Annotated in this window: 18 protein-coding genes; 9 read left to right on the top strand and 9 right to left on the bottom strand. The window is 69.4% G+C overall.

From position 1 onward, the window contains the following. Positions 1–9: 9 nt before the first annotated feature. Positions 10–327 carry a hypothetical protein gene (locus tag NJQ98_RS08435; protein ID WP_262177803.1) on the top strand — a complete coding sequence of 106 codons (318 nt, stop codon included), beginning with the start codon at positions 10–12 and terminating at the stop codon, positions 325–327. Positions 328–334: 7 nt separating this feature from the next. On the opposite strand, the gene NJQ98_RS08430 is transcribed toward NJQ98_RS08435, so the two are convergent. Continuing rightward, positions 335–790 carry a YbhB/YbcL family Raf kinase inhibitor-like protein gene (locus NJQ98_RS08430; RefSeq protein ID WP_262177802.1) on the bottom strand — a complete coding sequence of 152 codons (456 nt, stop codon included), beginning with the start codon at positions 788–790 and terminating at the stop codon, positions 335–337. Between the two features lie 74 nt (positions 791–864). Here NJQ98_RS08430 and NJQ98_RS08425 point away from each other — a divergent pair, with 74 nt between their 5' ends. The 3 genes from NJQ98_RS08425 (at position 865) to NJQ98_RS08415 (ending at position 2,927) form a co-directional block, all read left to right on the top strand. After that, positions 865–1,656, top strand: coding sequence for a DUF2797 domain-containing protein (locus NJQ98_RS08425; protein ID WP_262177800.1), 792 nt, complete (start codon positions 865–867; stop codon positions 1,654–1,656). A 138-nt stretch (positions 1,657–1,794) separates the two neighbouring features. Continuing rightward, on the top strand, positions 1,795–2,265 hold the full coding sequence (locus NJQ98_RS08420; RefSeq protein ID WP_262177799.1) for a bacteriohemerythrin: 471 nt from the start codon (positions 1,795–1,797) through the stop codon (positions 2,263–2,265). A gap of 242 nt (positions 2,266–2,507) precedes the next feature. Continuing rightward, positions 2,508–2,927, top strand: a complete 420-nt coding sequence (locus tag NJQ98_RS08415) for a hypothetical protein (RefSeq protein ID WP_262177797.1) — start codon at positions 2,508–2,510, stop codon at positions 2,925–2,927. Positions 2,928–3,036: 109 nt separating this feature from the next. On the opposite strand, the gene NJQ98_RS08410 is transcribed toward NJQ98_RS08415, so the two are convergent. From NJQ98_RS08410 to NJQ98_RS08390, 5 genes are read right to left on the bottom strand one after another with little or no spacing between them, the layout of a single operon-like run. Then, positions 3,037–3,387, bottom strand: coding sequence for a helix-turn-helix transcriptional regulator (locus NJQ98_RS08410; RefSeq protein WP_262177796.1), 351 nt, complete (start codon positions 3,385–3,387; stop codon positions 3,037–3,039). 27 nt (positions 3,388–3,414) lie between these two features. Further along, positions 3,415–4,152 (bottom strand): NRDE family protein, encoded by a 738-nt coding sequence (locus NJQ98_RS08405; protein ID WP_262177794.1) that lies wholly within the window; start codon positions 4,150–4,152, stop codon positions 3,415–3,417. 42 nt (positions 4,153–4,194) lie between these two features. After that, positions 4,195–5,682 carry a class I adenylate-forming enzyme family protein gene (locus tag NJQ98_RS08400; protein WP_262177793.1) on the bottom strand — a complete coding sequence of 496 codons (1,488 nt, stop codon included), beginning with the start codon at positions 5,680–5,682 and terminating at the stop codon, positions 4,195–4,197. Continuing rightward, complete coding sequence (locus NJQ98_RS08395; RefSeq protein ID WP_262177792.1) at positions 5,675–6,718, bottom strand: mandelate racemase/muconate lactonizing enzyme family protein; 1,044 nt, start codon at positions 6,716–6,718, stop codon at positions 5,675–5,677. Before NJQ98_RS08395 ends, NJQ98_RS08400 begins: the two co-directional genes overlap by 8 nt. Continuing rightward, positions 6,715–7,674, bottom strand: a complete 960-nt coding sequence (locus NJQ98_RS08390; RefSeq protein WP_262177791.1) for a 1,4-dihydroxy-2-naphthoate polyprenyltransferase — start codon at positions 7,672–7,674, stop codon at positions 6,715–6,717. Before NJQ98_RS08390 ends, NJQ98_RS08395 begins: the two co-directional genes overlap by 4 nt. 136 nt (positions 7,675–7,810) lie before the next feature. Between NJQ98_RS08390 and NJQ98_RS08385 the strand changes: the two genes are divergently transcribed. From NJQ98_RS08385 to NJQ98_RS08375, 3 genes are all read left to right on the top strand, one after another. Beyond that, positions 7,811–9,265 (top strand): ATPase domain-containing protein, encoded by a 1,455-nt coding sequence (locus tag NJQ98_RS08385; protein ID WP_262177790.1) that lies wholly within the window; start codon positions 7,811–7,813, stop codon positions 9,263–9,265. Then, complete coding sequence (locus NJQ98_RS08380; protein WP_262177788.1) at positions 9,265–11,067, top strand: PAS domain S-box protein; 1,803 nt, start codon at positions 9,265–9,267, stop codon at positions 11,065–11,067. Before NJQ98_RS08385 ends, NJQ98_RS08380 begins: the two co-directional genes overlap by 1 nt. Positions 11,068–11,175: 108 nt before the next feature. Beyond that, positions 11,176–12,786 (top strand): long-chain-fatty-acid--CoA ligase, encoded by a 1,611-nt coding sequence (locus NJQ98_RS08375; RefSeq protein ID WP_262177787.1) that lies wholly within the window; start codon positions 11,176–11,178, stop codon positions 12,784–12,786. Positions 12,787–12,804: 18 nt separating this feature from the next. Here NJQ98_RS08375 and NJQ98_RS08370 read toward each other — a convergent pair whose 3' ends face one another. Continuing rightward, positions 12,805–13,767 carry a 1,4-dihydroxy-2-naphthoyl-CoA synthase gene (locus tag NJQ98_RS08370; RefSeq protein WP_262177785.1) on the bottom strand — a complete coding sequence of 321 codons (963 nt, stop codon included), beginning with the start codon at positions 13,765–13,767 and terminating at the stop codon, positions 12,805–12,807. An 83-nt stretch (positions 13,768–13,850) separates the two neighbouring features. On the opposite strand from NJQ98_RS08370, the gene NJQ98_RS08365 reads away from it, so the two are divergent. Together NJQ98_RS08365 and NJQ98_RS08360 are read left to right on the top strand one after the other, a co-directional pair. Next, positions 13,851–14,015 (top strand): hypothetical protein, encoded by a 165-nt coding sequence (locus tag NJQ98_RS08365; protein WP_262177783.1) that lies wholly within the window; start codon positions 13,851–13,853, stop codon positions 14,013–14,015. Positions 14,016–14,129: 114 nt separating this feature from the next. Further along, positions 14,130–15,029: a J domain-containing protein gene (locus NJQ98_RS08360; RefSeq protein ID WP_262177781.1), complete on the top strand. Its 900-nt coding sequence runs from the start codon at positions 14,130–14,132 to the stop codon at positions 15,027–15,029. Here the strand turns inward: NJQ98_RS08360 and menD are convergent. Both menD and NJQ98_RS08350 read right to left on the bottom strand, forming a co-directional pair. Next, on the bottom strand, positions 15,026–16,789 hold the full coding sequence (menD, locus tag NJQ98_RS08355; RefSeq protein WP_262177780.1) for a 2-succinyl-5-enolpyruvyl-6-hydroxy-3-cyclohexene-1-carboxylic-acid synthase: 1,764 nt from the start codon (positions 16,787–16,789) through the stop codon (positions 15,026–15,028). The genes NJQ98_RS08360 and menD overlap by 4 nt on opposite strands. Then, on the bottom strand, positions 16,786–18,126 hold the full coding sequence (locus NJQ98_RS08350; RefSeq protein ID WP_262177779.1) for an isochorismate synthase: 1,341 nt from the start codon (positions 18,124–18,126) through the stop codon (positions 16,786–16,788). The genes menD and NJQ98_RS08350 overlap by 4 nt, the downstream gene beginning before the upstream one ends. Positions 18,127–18,247 lie beyond the last annotated feature (121 nt).

Genomic DNA, 18,247 nt, shown 5'->3' with positions numbered 1-18,247 from the left:
GACCTGGGTATGAACGTAGCCTCGCGGCTCTCGGCCGTCGACACCGAGCGGCTCCTCTTCGGGCTCGGCGCGGTTATCTCCGGCGTGCTGACGATGGTGGTGTTCTACCTGGGCGACGACGTCCAGGGGTTGCTCTTCGGGGCCTTCTCGCTCTATCTCGGCGGCGCGGCGACGCCCGCAGTCAGGGACGGCGTCCCCGACTACAAGCGGACCGGGGCCATCGCGCTGAGCGGTGTCGGAATCGTCGCACTCCTCCTGGGGTCCCAGTCGGCGCTCCCGATGCTGTTCGTCATCGGCGGCATCGCGGCGCTTTTCAACCTCTTCTGAGCGTCGGTCAGGCCGGATAGGTCCCTGTCAGTTCCGCCTTGCCGACCATGTGCCCGCTGGCCGCGTCGTAGAGGTCGTCCTTGGTCGCGTCCGGCGGGAGGTCGACGCCCGTATCCAGCGCGTACAGCAGGAACCGATAGGTGTGTTCGCGGTCCGGGGGGTTCGGTCCGCCCCACCCGGTCTCGCCGTAGTCGTTCTGTCCCTCCACGGCACCGCTCGGCGTCGACCCGGCCGGAATCGACTCGGTATCGGGCGAAATCGACCAGCAGAGCCAGTGGTTCCACACCTTCCCGGCCGGTTCCTTCGCGTCGGGGTCGTCGACCACGAGCAGGAGCGACTCGGCCGTCGGCGGCACGTCGCGTATCTCCAGGGGCGGACTGGTGTTTTCCTCGGTGTAGCCGTACTCGGCGGGGATTCGCTCGCCGTCGTCGAACGCCGGGCTCGACAGTTCGAGGTCGGCCATGGGGTGCCTTCTCACGCCACGACCAAAAGCCCCGTCCCGGTAGCCATTTGCCCGTCCGCCGCCAACGCCGGGGCGTGCAAGTCGTCGGCTACCGCGCCCGTGTCGAGGACCACGCCGCCCTGTTGCTGGCCGAGGACGGCGGAGTCACCGTCGAGCGGCTGGACCCGGGGACGGAGCTCTCCTACCGGCTCGGCGAGCGCCACTGTGCCGGCGCCGTCGAGAGCGGTGTCCCGGACGACGACAGTCGGGCAGATGAGTCGATGGTCCACCACCGCTGTGACGCCGCCGACGCGCCCTACTGCGCCGAACACACGAGCCGGTGGCCCTGTGCGCGCTGTACCGGCGACTGCGGGAAACCCATCGAGGCCTGCGACGAGGAACACGCCGTCTACTTGGCGGCGTTCGCGCCCGATATCGTGAAGGTGGGCGTCACCCGCTCGTGGCGCCTGGAGACCCGGCTCCGGGAGCAGGGGGCCGACCGGGCCGCCCACCTCAGGACCGTCGCCGACGGCCGCATCGCTCGGCAGGTCGAGGCCGACATCGCCGCCGACCTGGGCGACCGGGTCCGCGTGCCGACCAAGATAGCCGGGTTCGCCGAGTCGGTCGCGGGACCGTTCTGGGACCGGCTGTGTTCCGAGTACGACCCGCTCGAGACCTACGAGTTCGACTACGGGCTGGAATTGGCCGACCGTCCCATCGCCGAGACGCTGGCGACCGGGACTGTACGCGGGACGAAGGGCCGTGTCGCCGTCTTGGAGAACGTCGGTAGCGTCTACGCCGTCGACCTGCGTGACCTGGTCGGGTGCGAACTCGACAAGGGGCCCTCCGACCGCGACCTGCAGTCGAGTCTCGGCGCGTTCGGCTGAGTTTGGGTGGCCGTTCACTGGTGAGAGTATCGCCGGGCTGGCTTCGACCGACCCGCGGAAATCGGACAGAGCGGGACGTTCCCACCTACTGAGAAATCTCCCGCCTGGCTTTAATATGATACTGACAATTCTGATTTGATGGCGCTAATCGAATGGGACGAACGGCGCTACAGCACGGGTATCGACAGATACGACGACCAACACAAGCGGCTGTTCGCGGTGTTGAACGAGCTCCACGATGCGATGAGAGAGGGCCGCGCGGAGGAGGAACTCGGCGACACGCTGCGTGAACTGGAGCGGTACACCGAGTACCACTTCACCGACGAAGAGGAGTTCATGGAGGGGTGTGGGTACGCGGACGACTGTTCGGAGTGTTTCTTCGGCCACCAGGAGATGCACGAGGAGTTCGCCCAGAAGGTGACCGAACTCCGGAAGAAACACGAGGAGGGGGAGTACATCACGATGGAGGTACTGGAGTTCGCCCGCAACTGGCTCGACTCCCACATCGCCGGCGGCGAGCAGGACCAGAACTACAGCGACTACTTCGCCGAAGAGGTCGACGACTACGACTTCTCCTCCCACGATATAGACGAATCGACGTTCCAGTGAGTCCGAGACTCGCCGAGACCCAGACACCACCCCAACCTCATGGGCACCTAACGGACGAACGACGCGACGACAGCGGACGATTTACCGGAACAGAGTGACATCGACGCGGTCGTCGACCAGCTCGACCTCACCCCACCCGTCACGGCGTGACCGACGTGGAGCCCGACCGGTGAGGGGTCCGCTCGTCCCACGCTTGGCCTGACACGACAACCCTTTTCCGCCGGCCAACCGAACCGGAATCCATGGCAGACGACGAGCCCGAGACAGACGACGAGGCGGCCGAATCGACCGACGACGAGGAGAAGTCCTTCCGCGAGCGCGTCGAGGAGATCCGACAGAAGCGCGCGGAGGAAGGCGAGGGTGAGGGCGAGGGGATGAGCCGCGAAGAGCGCATGGAAGAGATGATGGGCGGCGGCGGCGGCCCCGGCGGGATGGGCGGCGGCGGCAACCCCTTCGCACAGATGATGGGCGGCATGATGGGCGGCGGTGGCGGCCCCGGCGGGATGGGCGGCGGTCCGGGCGGTCCCGGCGGCGCGCCCGGGCAGGCACAGGAAGGGGGCAGCGACAACGAGGAGCTGACCCGCGAAATGCGCAAGCTCCGCGACGAGGTCCACGACGTGCGGCGCACGCTGGACCGTATCGCCGACGCGCTCGAAGACTGACGCTGCCGGGTGTGACGTTGGCCGGACTACGGCGCCGACCGTCCGAGTGACGGCGCTCCGAGTTCTCTATTTCGAACCCCGAAGCGGCGCTGCCGGGAGAAACCGCCGTTTAGTCCTGGTACGCGAGCGTCATGACCCACTGGGAGAACGTGTCGTCGTGTGGGTCGACCTCCTCGTCGCCGATAAACGGCGAGAGCTGGTCGCCGGCCATCAGCAGGGAGAAGTCCAGGTCCCGCGCCGCGGGCGTGAGGAAGTACGTGTTGTGGCCCTCGTAGACGGTGTCCTCACGCTGGATGAGCCCCTTCTCGAAGAGGGACTCGACGATACGACTGCCCTTCCGGGAGGAGACGTCGAGCTCCTTCCAGAAGTCGCTCTGATGGATGCCGCCGGACTCGCGGATGAGCTCCAATCCGGCACGCTCGTCCTCAGAGAGGTCCGCCTCCGACGCTGCCGAACTCATATGGTACAACGTCCGCCGGTCGACCGCTTAAATCTGGCCTTCGACTGGCCGGTATACCGTCTCGCAGGGCGGACCGTCGGCGAACTCGTAGCGAGTGGTCTCGCCGATGGCGATGAGCGACGACGAACGGGTACCGAAGCCGTCGCTGTGGACGCAGACGCCGTACTCGTGGTCGGAAATCGTCCCGCCGGCCCGGTCGAGCCAGGAGTCGACGCCCTCCCCGGGTTCGACCTGCATGACCTCCCGCAACCGGTCGGCGTTTTCGGCCTGTCCCTCGCCGGCGTCGGCCCGGGACTGCGGTATCCGGTAGTCGGCGTCGGCGCCGACGTTGACGACCACGTGGACGCCGGGCTGGAAGTTCCTGACGGCGAGCTGGCCGTCCCACTCGAGCAGGACGGCGGCGTTCTCGTCGGCCAGCAGGAGGTTGAAGCCGGCGTACTCGGCCTCCCGGACCGCGCCCTCGACGGCGCGGGCGGCGTCCTCGGCCGACTCGTGGCTCAGGCAGTCCCGTACGAGCAGCCCGCGGGACCGCTCGCCGGCCAGGTCGGCGTCGGTCCAGCGGTTGGTGACCGCGACCAGGAGCCCGTCCTCGTTGTACCCTACCCAGGTCCCCTCGGCCTCGGCGTCGGCCGGCGCGACGACCTCGCGTCCCCACTGGCGCCGCTCGGGGGGCTCCGAGGGGCGGTCGAGCAGTTCGTCACGGTTGGCCGCGAGAGCTATCGGCGCGTCTTCGAACACCTGCCAGGCGAGGACGATGGTACACACGGGCGCTCGTTGGCGCTCGGCGGTGAAAACGGCTTTCCCGCCCTACGCCGCCAACCGCCGACGGACGGCCTCGCGGTCGACCGTCCCCGACGGCGTCCGCGGCAGTACGTCGACGACCTGCACCGTCTTCGGAACCTCGTAGCGGGCGAGTTCGGCCCGGCAGTGGTCCAGGACGGTCTCGGCGTCGGTCTCGCCGGCGACCAGCGCGGCGACTCGCTGGCCCCACTCCTCGTCGGGGAGGCCGACCACCGCAGCGTCCTCGACGCCGGGACAGTCCCGAATCGCCGCGGCGACCGCCCCCGCGTCGACGTTCTCGCCGCCGGTGACGATTCGGTCGTCCGCGCGGCCGACGACCCAGAGGTGCCCGTCGCCGTCGCGGTAGCCTAGGTCGCCGGTGTGAAAGCCCCGGTCGCTGAACGCCGCCGCGGTCTCGCCGTCGTCCAGATACCCCGGCGTCACCGTCGGGCCCGAGACGACGAGTTCGCCCCGCTGGCCCGGCTCGGCCGGCTCGCCGTCTGCGAGGACGGTCACGGTCGTGTTGACCAGCGGCTGGCCGACGGTCCCGCCGTGTGCGAACGCCGTCCCGGGCAGCGCCGTCGCAATCTGCGAGGAAGTCTCGGTCATCCCGTAGGTCGGGCAGACCGGCACGCCCCGCCGCTCACAGCGGTCGACGAGGTCGGCGGACGCCGGCCCGCCGCCCAGCAGGACAAAGCGGAGGGCGTCGGTCGGTTCCCAGCCCGCATCGAGCAGCCGCTTGCACATCGTCGGGACGAGCGAGACGCCCGTCACGCTCCGCTCGGCCATCGCCTCGGCCGTCGCCGCCGGGTCGAACTCCCGCTGGACGACGGCGGTACTGCCGTACAGCACACAGCGGACGAACGGTGCCAGCCCGCCCATGTGGTAGGTCGGCAGACAGACCAGCCACCGGTCCCCGGGGACGACGCCCAGCCGGAACGCCGACGCCGTCGCGCTCGCGACGAGGTTCCCCAGCGTGAGGCGGACGCCCTTCGGGTCGCTCGTCGTCCCGGAGGTGAACAGAATCAGCGCGGTGTCGTCCCGCGATAGCTCGGCCGGCGTCACGTCCGGGGCCGGCACCGCGTCCGCCAGCGGCCCGTCGGCCCCGCTTGTGGGCTCGTCGACGGAGACGACGGGGCAGTCGGCGACCGCCGTCGCCAGCGGTTCGGTATCGCGCTCACAGACCAGCAGGTCGGCGCCGAGCGCGTCGACTTGGTCCCGGAGCGTGTCGGCGTCCAGGTCGACGTTCAGCGGCGCGAACGTCCGTCCGGTCCGCATCGCCCCGTACAGCAACTCGGCGACCGCGGGCCGGGTGTCGACCAGCGCCGCGACGCGGCCGCCCGCCCCCGGAGTGTGGGCGTCGAACGCCGCCGCGACGCGGTCGACGGCGGCATCGAGTTCGCGGTAGCGCCGGTCCGTGTCGCGGTCTGCGTCCACGACGGCGGTCCGCTCGGGCGTCGTCGCCGCGCGGTGGGTGAGGGGGTCCCGCGTCGGCCACTCGACCGGCTCACGCATCCGGCGTCACCTCCGAGGGGTCGATACCGAGTCCGTCCCCCTGGGGGACGGTCATCTCGCCGTCAGTCACCGTCGCAGGGTCCGGCGCGAGGTCCCGCGCCAGCCGGTCGCCCGTCGCCAGCCCGCAGGCGCCGATATCGGGGACCGCGGCGGCGACGTGCAGCGCCGCCAGCCGGGCGACGACGCCGTCGACGGTGGTCGTCACCACCGGCTCTACGCCCCGGTCGCGGGCCCGAAGCGCGAGCGTGTGGGCGTTGCCCGGCCCGCCGACCACCATCGGTTTCAGTATCAGCACGTCGGCGGCGTCCGCCGAGAGCACCGCATCCGCCCGCGCGTCGATGAGGGACTCGTCCAGCGCGACGCCGACCGGACCGCCCCGCAGGTCGGCGTGACCGGCCAGGTCGTCGGCCGGGAGCGGCTGTTCGACGTAGTCGACGCCGAGGTCGGCGAAGGCCTCGAACGCCCGGGCCGCCTGGTCGCGGGTCCACGCGCCGTTGGCGTCCGCCCGTAGCGCCACGTCGCCGACGCGCTCGCGGACGGCGCGGAGCCGCTCGATATCCTCGTCGACCGAGCGGGCGCCGACTTTCAGCTTGCAGCAGTCGAAGCCGCTCCCGACCGCCCGGGCGACCGCCTCGGCGGTCGCGTCGGGGTCGCTGTCGCCCACAGTGGCGTTGACCGGGACGCTCTCACAGCGACGGTCGGCGTCGAACCACCGGTAGAGCGGGACGTCGTCGGCCCGCGCGTCGGCGTCGAGCAGCGCCGTCGCGAAGCCGTGGCGCGCCGCGGGGACGCTGTCGGCCGCGAGTTCCAGCATCGCGGCGGTGTGGCCGCCCCGGCGGTCGGCGTCCGCGGCGGTGTCGAGCGCGGCCTGGCAGTCGCTCAGCGATTCGGTCCAGCCGGGCAGCGGCGTCGCCTCGCCGACGCCGGTCTCGCCGCGGTGGTCGTAGCGGACGACGACCCCCTCACGGGCCTCGATGGTCCCGCTAGCCGTCGCGAGCGGGCTCGAAAGGGGGAGCGAGAACGGCGCGGTGTTCATAGCAGTGTCGGGAGCGCCAGCCCCGCGGCAAAGAGCAGTGAGTGGGCAAAGAGCGTCTGGCCGACCCGTTCGAGGGCGGGGTTCAGCGCCTCGCCGTCGGTCCGGGTGAGGACGGTCCTGCTCGTCCCCACAGCGAGGGGGAGCGTCAGCAGCGGCGCCAGCGCCGGCAGGCCGTAGCGCGGGTCCAGCGCGAACAGGACCGGAACCACGTAGGCCATGCCGACGAGGACGAGGTATTGCACGCGGCTCGGTCCGTAGCCCAGATACACGACGAGGGTCTTCTTGCCCGCGGCCATGTCCGTCTCGCGGTCCCGGACGTTGTTGACGACGAGGATGGCCGTCGAGAGCCCCGCGGCCGGGAGGCTGGCGACCACGGCGTCGACCGGGACCGACCCGGCGGGGAGCGTCGTCGGGAACGCACCGACGGCGGGCATGCTCGCCACGGCCTGGACGTAGTAGGTGCCGGTGACGGCGACCAGCCCGAAGTAGACGAAGACGAAGAGGTCACCCAGGCCGCGGTAGCCGTAGGGGAACGGCCCTCCGGTGTAGAGGACGCCCGCGGCGATGCCCGAGAGGCCGACGACGACGATGGGGACGCCGCCGATAGCCACCAGCGCGACGCCGACGGCGACGGCGAGCGCGTAGGTCAGGACCATCGCCCGCTTGACCGACGCGGGCTCGATGAGCCCCCCGGCCGTCACGCGGGTGAACCCCTCGCGTTCGTCCGTGTCGGCGCCCTTGACCGCGTCGTAGTAGTCGTTCGCGAAGTTCGTTCCGACCTGTATGAGCAAGGCCCCGACCAGCGCCGCGAGCGCCACGAGCGGTTCGAAGACGTCCGCGTGGACGGCGAGCCCGGCGCCGACGACCACCGGCGCGGCGCCGGCGGGGAGCGTCTGTGGCCTCGCGGCCATGAGCCACGCCTTGCGTTTCGAGATGTCCGGCGTCGCGGTACTCATTGCGCGGATTTGGGGTCCTCGCCACAAAGCGACTACGGTTCGCCCCGGGGAGGTTCCGTAGTCCCGGGGATAAATTCGCCGGGAAAGGCAGTGATATAATGATTACACTTTTCCCGTATCCTCCGAAAGGGACGGTATGAGTTCGCGAGAAAGTACCCGTATCTCCTCGGGTCTCGCCGGGCTGGACGCGATTCTTCAGGGCGGGTTCATCGACGAGCGGAGCTACACCATCCGGGGCGACTCGGGAACCGGCAAGACGATAGTGGGCTATCACTTTCTGAGCGCCGGCGCGGCGGCCGGCGAGACGGCCCTGTACTTCGCGTTCGAGGAGACGGCGAAGGATATCGCGACGAACGCGGCGGCCCTGGGGTTCGACCTCGACGACGTCGTCATCGAGGACATGAGCCCCTCCGCGACGCAGTTCATGGACGACGGCAACTACACGGTGTTCGGCCCGAGCGAAGTGGAGGGGAGCGACATCGTCTCCCGAATCAGCGACGCCATCGAGAACCACGAACCCGACCGGGTGTTCATCGACCCCCTGACGCTCCTGCGCCATCTCACGCCCGACGAGTACCAGTTCAAGCGCACCGCCGCGTCGCTGATGAGCTACCTGAAAGAGCGCGGGATAACGACGCTGTTTACCACGCAGTCGACCGCTGAGCAGTCCGACGAGGACCTACAGTACCTCGCCGACGGCTCGATAACGATGCGGCGGACCGAGCGGGGCCGCGAACTCGAAGTCGAGAAGTTCCGCGGGTCGGGCTTTCACAGCGGGGCCCACGGCATCCGCATCGACGGCGGCCGGGGTATCTCCGTGTTCCCGAGCCTGGTCCCGGAGGACCACGACCGGCCCTTCGAGTACGAGTCCCTCTCGACCGACATCGACGCGCTCGACGGCCTGCTCGGCGGCGGTATCGAACGGGGGAGCGTCACCCTCCTCAGCGGGCCGAGCGGGGTCGGCAAGTCGACGACCGGGACCGCGCTGGCCCGGGCGAGCGCCCGCCGGGGCGAGAAGGTGGCGGCGTACCTGTTCGAGGAGTCCGAGCACAGTTTCAGCCACCGGTCGGACGCCATCGGGATGGGCGTCAGCGAGCTGCGCGAGGAGGGCCACTTCGAGGTACACGAGGTCGAGCCGCTGAGCATCTCCGCGGACGAGTTCGCCCATCAGGTCCGGCTCGCCGTCGAGGAGCGCGGCGTCGAGTTCGTCCTCCTCGACGGGACGGCGGGCTACCAGCTCGCGCTGGGGAACCCGGACACCGAACTCCGACAGGAGCTGCACGCGCTCTGTCGCTACCTCCGGAACATGGGCGTCACCGTGGCGCTGACCGACGAGCTCTCGTCGGTCACGGGCACCTTTCAGGCCTCGGACTCCCGGGTCAGCTATCTCGCTGACAACGTGGTGTTCATCCGCTACATCGAGGTCGGCGGCGAGATACGGAAGGCCATCGGCGTGCTGAAAAAGCGGTTCGGCGACTTCGAGTCGACGCTGCGCGCGTTCCGTATCACCGACGACGGCATCCACATCGGGGAGGCGCTCTCGGACCTCAGAGGGGTGCTGACGGGAACGCCGACACGGCAACCCGACTGATGATCGACGCGTCGTTTCCGGGAGGGGGCCCTCTCCGCAACAAGTCTCCCCGCGTCCTGCTGTGTATCGCGAATCCCCGCGACCGGGAGCTGCTGGCCGAGCAGCTGCGCGAGACGGAACTCGATGTCAGGACCGCCGACGGGACGGAGCCGCTCCCGAAGTTCGACCTCTGTGTCGCCGATACGACCACGTTCCCGTCGATAGCCGACAGTATCGCGGAGCGACGCGCCGAACTCGGCTCGGTCCGGCTCCCGGTCCTCCTTGTGTTGGGTCCGAACGACTCGGAACAGGCCGCAGAGCCCTACTGGGACAACATCGACGACGTGCTCTCGGTCCCCACCTCGAAGCGGGTGTTCCGTCACCGGGTCTCGGCGCTGCTCAGGTCCCGAACCCAGTCCGAGCAGCTGGCGCTGTTCGCCCGGGCGATGGACGACGCGAAGGCGGGCATCTCCATCGCGGACGCCGGGGGCGACCAGGAGCTCCGGTACGTCAACGACGCCTTCCTCGAGATAACGGGCTACGACCGGTCGGAAGTGCTCGGTCGGAACTGCCGGTTTCTGCAGGGCCCCGGGACCGAGACCGAGCCCGTCCGGGAGGTCCGGCGCGCTATCGACGAGCAACGGCCGGTGAGCGTGCTGCTGCGGAACTACCGGAAGAACGGCGAGCTGTTCTGGAACGACCTCGAGATATCGCCCGTGTACGGCGAGGGGGACACGGCGACCCACTTCGTCGGCTTCCAGGAGGACGTCACCGAACGCGTCGAGCGGACTCGGCTGCTCCGGCGGTACGAGGAGATAGTCACCGCGGCCGGGGACCCAATCTACGCGCTCGACGAGCGGCTCCACTTCACCTTGCTGAACGACGCGACGGAGAAGTTCGCCGAGCGGCCGGAAGACGAGATACTGGGGGCACACGTCTCGTCCGTGTTCGGGACCGACCACGCCGAGGTGCTCAGTGCGGCGGCCCTCAACCTGGCCGATTCGGATACCGACCAGATGAGCGTCGGGACCGTCGTCGAGAACGCGGACGGGCGCCCGCGGCGGTTCCAGACCACGGTGGGCGTGTTGCCGACAGAGACGTTCGAGGGCGTCGTCTGCGTGAGCCGGGACATCACCGAGGACCGGGAGCGCGAGTCCCGGATTTCGGTGCTCGACCGCGTCCTGCGACACAACCTCCGGAACAAGCTGCTGGTGATGCTGGCACAGGCCGAACAGATACAGTGGCACAGCGAGGACGAGCGAGTCACCGACGCGGCGTCGACTATCGAACAGGCCGGCGAGGACCTGCTGGAACTGGCCGAGACGGCGCGGAAGTTCACCGACACCGTCGACCCGGGAGGCGACGAGCTGACGGGCCCCATCGATATCGCCGACCGGACCATCCGCGCCGTCGCTGAGACGCGAATGGAGTTCGAGAACGCCACGTTCTCCGTCGACGTACCGGACTCGCTGTGGGCAATCGCCCACAACTCGTTCGAACTGGCGATGACCGAGCTCCTGGAGCGGGCCGCGGAGGCCGGCGACACCGTCGAGGTCACGGTGTCGATGGCGGCCGACGACGACCGCGCAGTCGTCCGTGTCAGCCACGACGGCGAGGGGCTCTCGGAGGTCGAACTGGCCGCGCTCAACGAGGGTACCGAGTCGGACCTCCAGCACACCACCGGGCTTGGCCTGTGGTTCATCCGCTGGATGGCGGTCAACAGCGGCGGGACGTTCGACATCGCGGACACCGACCCGGGGACGGTCGTCAAACTGACGCTCCCGCTCGCGGACGTACCGCCCGGGACGACGACCCGGACCTGATGGGCCCGGTCGTCGGGGAGCCGGGCGCCCCTCGATATCCGGGGCGGGCGGCGACATGGCAGATTAATACAAAGATTATATATAACTATTAATCGTACTGGTCACACGATGAAGAAGCCACTTCTGGTGACGGACTTCCTCGACCGGGCGCGGCGACACTACGGCGACGAGGAGGCGGTCGTCGCGACGACCGGCGAACGGTACACGTACGACGAGCTGGGCGCTCGCGTCGACGGGTTCGCCGCGGCGCTTTCGGACCGGGGCATCGAGAAGGGCGACCGCGTCGCCGTCCTCGACCCGAACACGCATTACCACCTCGAAGCGGCCTACGGCATCATGGAACTCGGAGCGGTCCACACGCCGCTGAACTACCGTCTCGTCCCGGACGACTTCGAGTACATCCTCGAAGACGCCGGCGTGGACGCCATCTACGCAGACTACGAGTACGCCGAGAAGATAGAGGCCGTCCGCGACGAGGTGCCGACGGAGGTCTTCGTTACGAACGACGCCAGCGAAGTCGAGGGCGACTGGGAGGACTTCGACGAACTCGTCGAGGCCGACGGGACCTTCGAGCGACCCGAGATGGACGAGGACGACGTCATCACGATCAACTACACCTCCGGGACGACCGGCGACCCGAAGGGAGTCATGCGGACCCACCGCACCGAGTCGCTGCACGCCCAGCTCGTGACGATTCACCACGAGATTACCGACGACGACAACTATCTGTGGACGCTGCCGATGTTCCACGTCAACGGCTGGGGCCACATCTACGCCATCACGGGCATGGGCTCGAAACACGTCTGTACCCGCGGCGTCGACGCCGAAGATATCTTCCGGCAGATCGTCCAGGAAGACGTCTCGTTTCTCTGCTGTGCGCCGACGGTGCTCAACATGCTCGACGAGTACTACGAGGAAAACGACGTCCCCACCGAGGGCGACAACCCGATGCGAGTCACCGCCGCCGGCGCCGCGCCGCCGGAGAGCATCATCCGAACCGTCGAAGAAACGTTCGGCTGGCACTTCCGCCAGCTCTACGGTGCGACCGAGACGGGCCCGCTCATCGGCACCTCCGCGACCCGTCGCCTGATCGACGAGGACAGCGACGAGCGTTTCGCGCTCAAAAAGCGGCAGGGCATCGCGCCGCTGGGGACCGAAATCGCAGTCGTCGACGACGATGGCAACGAGGTCCCGTGGGACGACGAGACCATCGGCGAAATCCTCGTCCGTGGCAACCAGGTCATGGAAGGCTACTGGGAGAAGCCCGAGGTGACGGAGAAAGCGTTCAACGAAAAGCGCGAGGGGTGGTTCCACACCAGCGACCTCGCCGTCGTCAACGAGAAGGGCATGCTCGCGATTCAGGACCGCGAGAAGGACATCATCATCTCCGGCGGGGAGAACATCTCCAGCATCGAACTGGAGGACACCCTGTACGAACACGACGAAGTCGCCGAGGTCGCGGTCGTCCCGGCCCCCAGCAGCCAGTGGGGCGAAACGCCAAAGGCCTTCGTCGTCCCGGCCTCCGGCGACCCCGAGGAGCCGGGGACCGACGGGGACGAACTGGTCTCGTTCACCCGGGAACACCTGGCGACCTACAAAGCCGTCAGCGAGGTCGAGTTCGTCGAGTCGCTCCCGACGACGGCCACCGGAAAGATCCAGAAGTACGAACTGCGCCAGCGCGAGTGGGACGAGGAAGACCGGATGGTCGGCGAAGGCTGACCGGCCGCAGTCGGCGTCTCAGTAGTGCCAGGGCACGTCGTCGAAGTCGGGCGCTCGGCCCTCGTTGAATGCGTCCCGCCCCTCCTGGGCCTCGTCGGTCATGTACGCCAGCCGGGTCGCTTCGCCGGCGAAGACCTGCTGGCCGACCATCCCGTCCGAATCGAGGTTGAAGGCGTACTTCAGCATCCGCATCGCCGTCGGCGACTTCTCGTTCATCCGCTCGGCCCACTCGATAGCGGTCGCCTCCAGCTCGTCGTGGGGGACCACGTCGTTGACCATCCCCATGTCGGCGGCCTCCTCGGCGTCGTAGGTCTTCCCGAGGAAGAACACCTCGCGGGCCTTCTTCTGGCCGACCTGCCGGGCGAGATACGCCGAGCCGAAGCCGCCGTCGAAGCTGCCCACGTCGGGGTCGGTCTGGAGGAACTTCGCGTGGTCCTCGCTGGCGACGGTGAGGTCACAGACCACGTGCAGCGAGTGGCCGCCGCCGACGGCCCACCCTGGGACGACGGCGACGACGGGTTTGGGGATGTGGCGAATCTGGCGCTGGACCTCCAGGATGTGGAGCCGGCCGACGTTCTCGGGGGCGTCCTCGTCGCCGACGGCTGCCTCGCGGGTCGCGTCGCTCCCCGCTCGGCTGTTCGAGTCGCTTCGCGACTCGCTATCTCCATCCGCCTCGTATTCGTACCCGCTCTCGCCCCTGATGCTCTGGTCGCCCCCCGAGCAGAACGCCCAGCCGCCGTCCTTCTCGGAGGGGCCGTTCCCCGTCAGCAGGACACAGCCAACGTCGGTGAGCCGCTTGGCGTGGTCCAGCGCCTCCGACAGTTCGTCGACCGTCTCGGGCCGGAAGGCGTTGCGTTTCTCCGGGCGGTCGATGGCGATGCGGACCGCGCCCGTCTCCGTCGAGCGGTGGTAGGTGATGTCGGCGAAGTCGAACCGCTCTATCGGTTCCCAGCGGTCGGGGTCGAAAATCTCAGAGACCATACCTGCGTTGGGGGCTGACGAGGGAAAAAGCGTCCCGGTAGGCCCGGAACGGTTTTGGTTATCGCTTCTGACAGTTGCCACGTATGCCCTCCAAACCGGATAGCTTGACGCTCGCCATCGGACCGGCGGTACTCTCGGTGGTGATACTGCTGTACAGTTTTCTGATTATCCAGCAGCTACTGCTCGGATTGCTCCTCGCTGCGGGTGTCTGGGTCGTCTTCCTGGTGTTCCTGCTGCTGTGGCGCTGACGCGTGGCACCCCTGTCGGACGGCCGGCAACCGGACTGAGAGGCGCACTCGCCGGGAACCGGCCGGGAGGTTTTATATCGGGATACCGCCGACTACGTACAACAGTAGTCCGTCATGACTGAGACGTTCTACGACGTGCTCGGCGTCGCCGAGGACGCGACGACCGACGAGATAGAGGCGGCCTACCGGGAGCGTCTCAAGCAGACCCATCCCGACGTGAGCGACGACGAGGACGCGGGGGCGGCCACGCAGCAGCTCATCGAGGCCCGGGACGTGCTCGTCGACGAGGACGAACGCGCCCGCTACGACCGGCTGGGCCACGAGGCCTACGTCGGGGACGGAACGCCGTCGGCGAGCGACGGGGCGTCCGAGACGAGTCAGGCGGACACCGACGGGCGGAGCGGCACCACCGGGACGGACGCGGCCGGGAATGAGACCCGAAACCGCGCACAGCGGGAACGGCGAGCGCGCGAGCGAGTCCGCGAGGAGCGTCGGCGGACGCGGGAGGCCCGCCAGCGACGCCAGCAGGCGGGCGAGCGAACCCGGAGGGACGAGGCGGCGACAAGCACGGCCGACGATACGGCGTCACCGGGCAGTCGCCGAGCGGGGACCGCCGACCCGACGAGCGCGACGGCGACGGGCAACACCTACAGCGTGCGCGAGAACGTCGCCGCGAATCGGAGCTACGGGCCTTCGCTGCCGACCGGGCGCGAACTCACGCTGCTCGGCATCTCCTTCGCGCTCTACCCGGTGTTGCTGTTCTCGGCGCTCCTCCCGGCGTTCCCGCCGCTCGTCAACCTCGTCCTGACCGCGTGTACGCTGTTGTTGATAATTTACCTCCAGTCGATGCCCCGCGTCGCGCTCCCGCTGTTTGGCGGCTGGAGCGCCATCAGCGTCGTGGGGCTGCTCGTCTTCGGCATCGCGCCCCTCTCGGCGCTCGGGCTCGTGATACTGTGTGCCACGGTACTCCCCTTCGGGTTCTCGGTCCTGACGGCGTCGGCGCTGCGGTACTAGAGCGACTCGGCGAGGCGCCGCTGGAGCCGTCCCCGCCGCTCGTGGCTCGCGTCGGCGTCGAACCCGAGCGAGAGGACCTGCGTACCGTCACTCCCCACGGAGCTTTCGAAGGCGTCGATGAACGCCTCGCGGTCCGCAATCCGCTCGAAATCGAGGTCGTAGATATCGCCAGTCGGCTCGAAGTCGAGCCCGTGGGGCGTCCTGAACTGGTCCTCGAAGGTGTCGTGGCCCTCGATGGGGAGCATGTGGAAGATGCCGCCGCCGTCGTTGTCCACGAGGACGATGGTGGCGTCCACATCGCAGCGGGCGAGCGCGAGCAGCCCGTTCATGTCGTGGTAGTAGGCCAGGTCGCCGGTGACCAGCACGAGCGGGTCGTCGGTGGCGCTGCCGGCGCCGAGCGCCGTCGAGGTGATACCGTCGATACCGCTGGCGCCGCGGTTGCCAAGCACCGCGATGTCCGCCGTCCGCGGCCGACCGAACCGGTCGAGGTCACGGACGGGCATGCTGTTGGAGACGAACAGCGTCGCCGGGTCGGGCGCCAGCCGGGCCACGTCGGCCAGCGCGCCGCCCTCCCAGTAGTCGCCGTCGAGGGCAGCCGAGACCGTCTCCCAGTGGGTCCGCTCCGCGTGCCGGAACCGGTCGGCCCACGCCGGGTCGCCGGCCTCGCTCACCCGCTCGGCGACGGCCTCGGCCGTCCCGTCGGGGTCGGCGACAAGGAGGTCGCTCGCGGTAAAGGTCGCCTCCGTCCACCCGCCGGCCGGGTCCACGACGAACTGCCGCGGGGCGGCGTCCCGGAGGTAGTGGCGCAGCGGCTTCGAGGTCGGCGAGGCCCCGAAGCGGAGCACGACCTCGGGGTCGGGCCAGTCGCCGACGGCGTCGGTCCCGAGGTAGGCGTCATAGCCGCCGAACACGGGGATACTGTCCACGTGGGGACCGAAGCGGAGCGACGAGAGCGGGTCCGCGAGGACGGGGAATCCAGTCGCCTCGGCCAGCGCGCCGAGCGCTTCTGGCCCGAGTCCGCCGTCGGCCGGTCCCGCGACGACGAGTCCGCCGTCGGCGGCTTCGACGGCCGACACGACCCGCGACAGGGCGGCGTCGTCGAGTTCGCCGACGCCCTGAGCGGTCCTGACGAACGGGCCGTCGCGGCCCTCGGCGGCGAGTCGGTCGCCCTCGGCCCAGTTTTCGGGCACGCCCCCGGGGCGGTCGTCGGGGACCGGCGTCGGCTCCAGGGGCTTGCGGAACCGGCAGTTGAGGTGGACCGGGCCGGGGTCGGCGCCGGTCGTGTTCGAGAGCGCCCGCGCAGCGGTCGTTCGCAGCATCCGGACCTTGCGCGGTTCGGCCTCCGGTTCCGGCATGTCCCGGTACCAGCGGACGGCGTCGCCGTACAGCTTCTCCTGGTCGATGGTCTGGTTCGCGCCGCTGTCGGTGAGTTCGGGTGGGCGGTCCGCGGTCAGGACGAGCATGGGGACGCCGGACTGGCTGGCCTCGATGACCGCCGGGTGGAAGTTCGCCGCCGCGGTCCCGGAGGTACAGACAAGCGGCGTGGGCCGGCCGGTTCGCTTGGCCCGGCCGAGCGCGAAGAAGGCCGACGAGCGCTCGTCGAGGTGGGAGTACACCCGGAGGTCGGGGTGTTGGGCACAGGCGACGGTGAGCGGCGTCGAGCGACTGCCCGGCGAGACACAGACCGCCTCGACGCCGCCGGCGACCAGTTCCTCGACCAGCGTCTCGGCCCAGAGGGTGTTGACGTTCGGGTGGCTCATTCGAGTTCGTCGAGCATCGGCCGGTACTTCAGTTGCACTTCGTCCCACTCGCGGTCCGGGTCGCTGTCGGCGACGATACCGGCCCCGGCGAACAGCGTCGCCGTCCGCTCGGTAGCGACCGCCGAGCGGAGGCCGACAGCGAAGGTGCCGTTGCCGGCGGCGTCCACCCAGCCGATGGGCGCCGCGTACCAGCCGCGGTCGAACGCCTCCGTCTCGCGAATCGTCCGGAGGGCCTCGTCGGGCGGCAGGCCACCGACTGCGGGCGTGGGGTGGAGCGCGTCCACGAGCGAGAGGACGTGCTCGTCGTCGGCGAGTTCGGCCGTTATCGAGGTCCGCAGGTGCTGGACCGTCGCCAGCCGCCGAACGGTCCGGTCGCCGATGCGGACCGACGCGGCGTAGGGGTCGAGCTGGTCGCGGATGGCCTCCGCGACGAGTTCGTGTTCGTGGATGTCCTTGGTGCTGTCCAGCAGCTCGGCGGCGAGCCACTCGTCCTCGGCCGGCGTGTCGCCGCGGCCGGTCGAGCCGGCCAGGGCCTCCGTCCGGACCGTGCGGCCCCGCAGCGACACCAGCCGCTCGGGCGTCGCGCCGTAGAACGTGGCGCGGTCCGCCGGGGAGAACAGGAAGCGATAGCAGTCCGGATACGTCTCGGCCAGCCGGGCGAACACGTCCGGCACGGAGAGGTCCGACCGGAGGTGGACCCGAAGCGCCTGTGCGAGGACGACCTTCCGGAGGCGACCCTCCTCGACGCTCGAAATCGCCCGGGCCACCTGGTCGCGCCAGGCCGCCTGTGAGGGGGTGCGCTCGCGGGAGGCGATGCCGGGTCCCCGGCCGACCTCCGTCGCCGGCTCGTCGGCCAGCCGCTCTTTCCAGGTGGTGAGCAGGGCCTCGGCGCGGTCGGCCGCGTCCTCGCCGGCCGCCGCGGTCGTGAGCCAGCGGTCACCGTCGCGTTCGGTCACCTGTACTTCGGGCAGAAAGAAGGCGGCCCCGGGGAAATCGGCCCAGGGCGACCCCTCGCCGTCGTGGTCCCCGTGGTGGAAGGCGAACCCGCCGAACAGCCGCGGTCGGGCGACGCTCGGGAGGCCGCCGGACGGCGTCTCGCAGCTGTCGAACAGGGCCTCGGTCGCCGCTCGCACGTCGTCGAACCGCGACGGTCCCCCGCCGGTGACGGTCGCGGCGGCACCCGCGGCGGCGATAGATTCCGTCGGCGTCGCCCAGCCAAAGCGTGGTCGTCTGTCGGTCTCCAGCACGGTCCGGACCGCGCCCGGACCGAGCCGGCACCCGCGTGTGACGACCGCCGTCTCACCGACCGTCGAGTGCTCACCACGCAGTGGTTCCATCACGTCCCCCTTAGGAGTGGTCCCCTTTGAGCCTGACTATACCCTCACCTGTGGCGATACCGGGCGATGGTGACCGGCGAAGAGGGCGCGATACCGGAGTAGTCACGACCTTCCGTTCGCT

Origin of the sequence: Haloarcula laminariae (assembly GCF_025457605.1) — an archaeon.
GTDB lineage: Archaea > Halobacteriota > Halobacteria > Halobacteriales > Haloarculaceae > Haloarcula > Haloarcula laminariae.
This window is presented reverse-complemented; position numbering and strand designations above follow the sequence as displayed.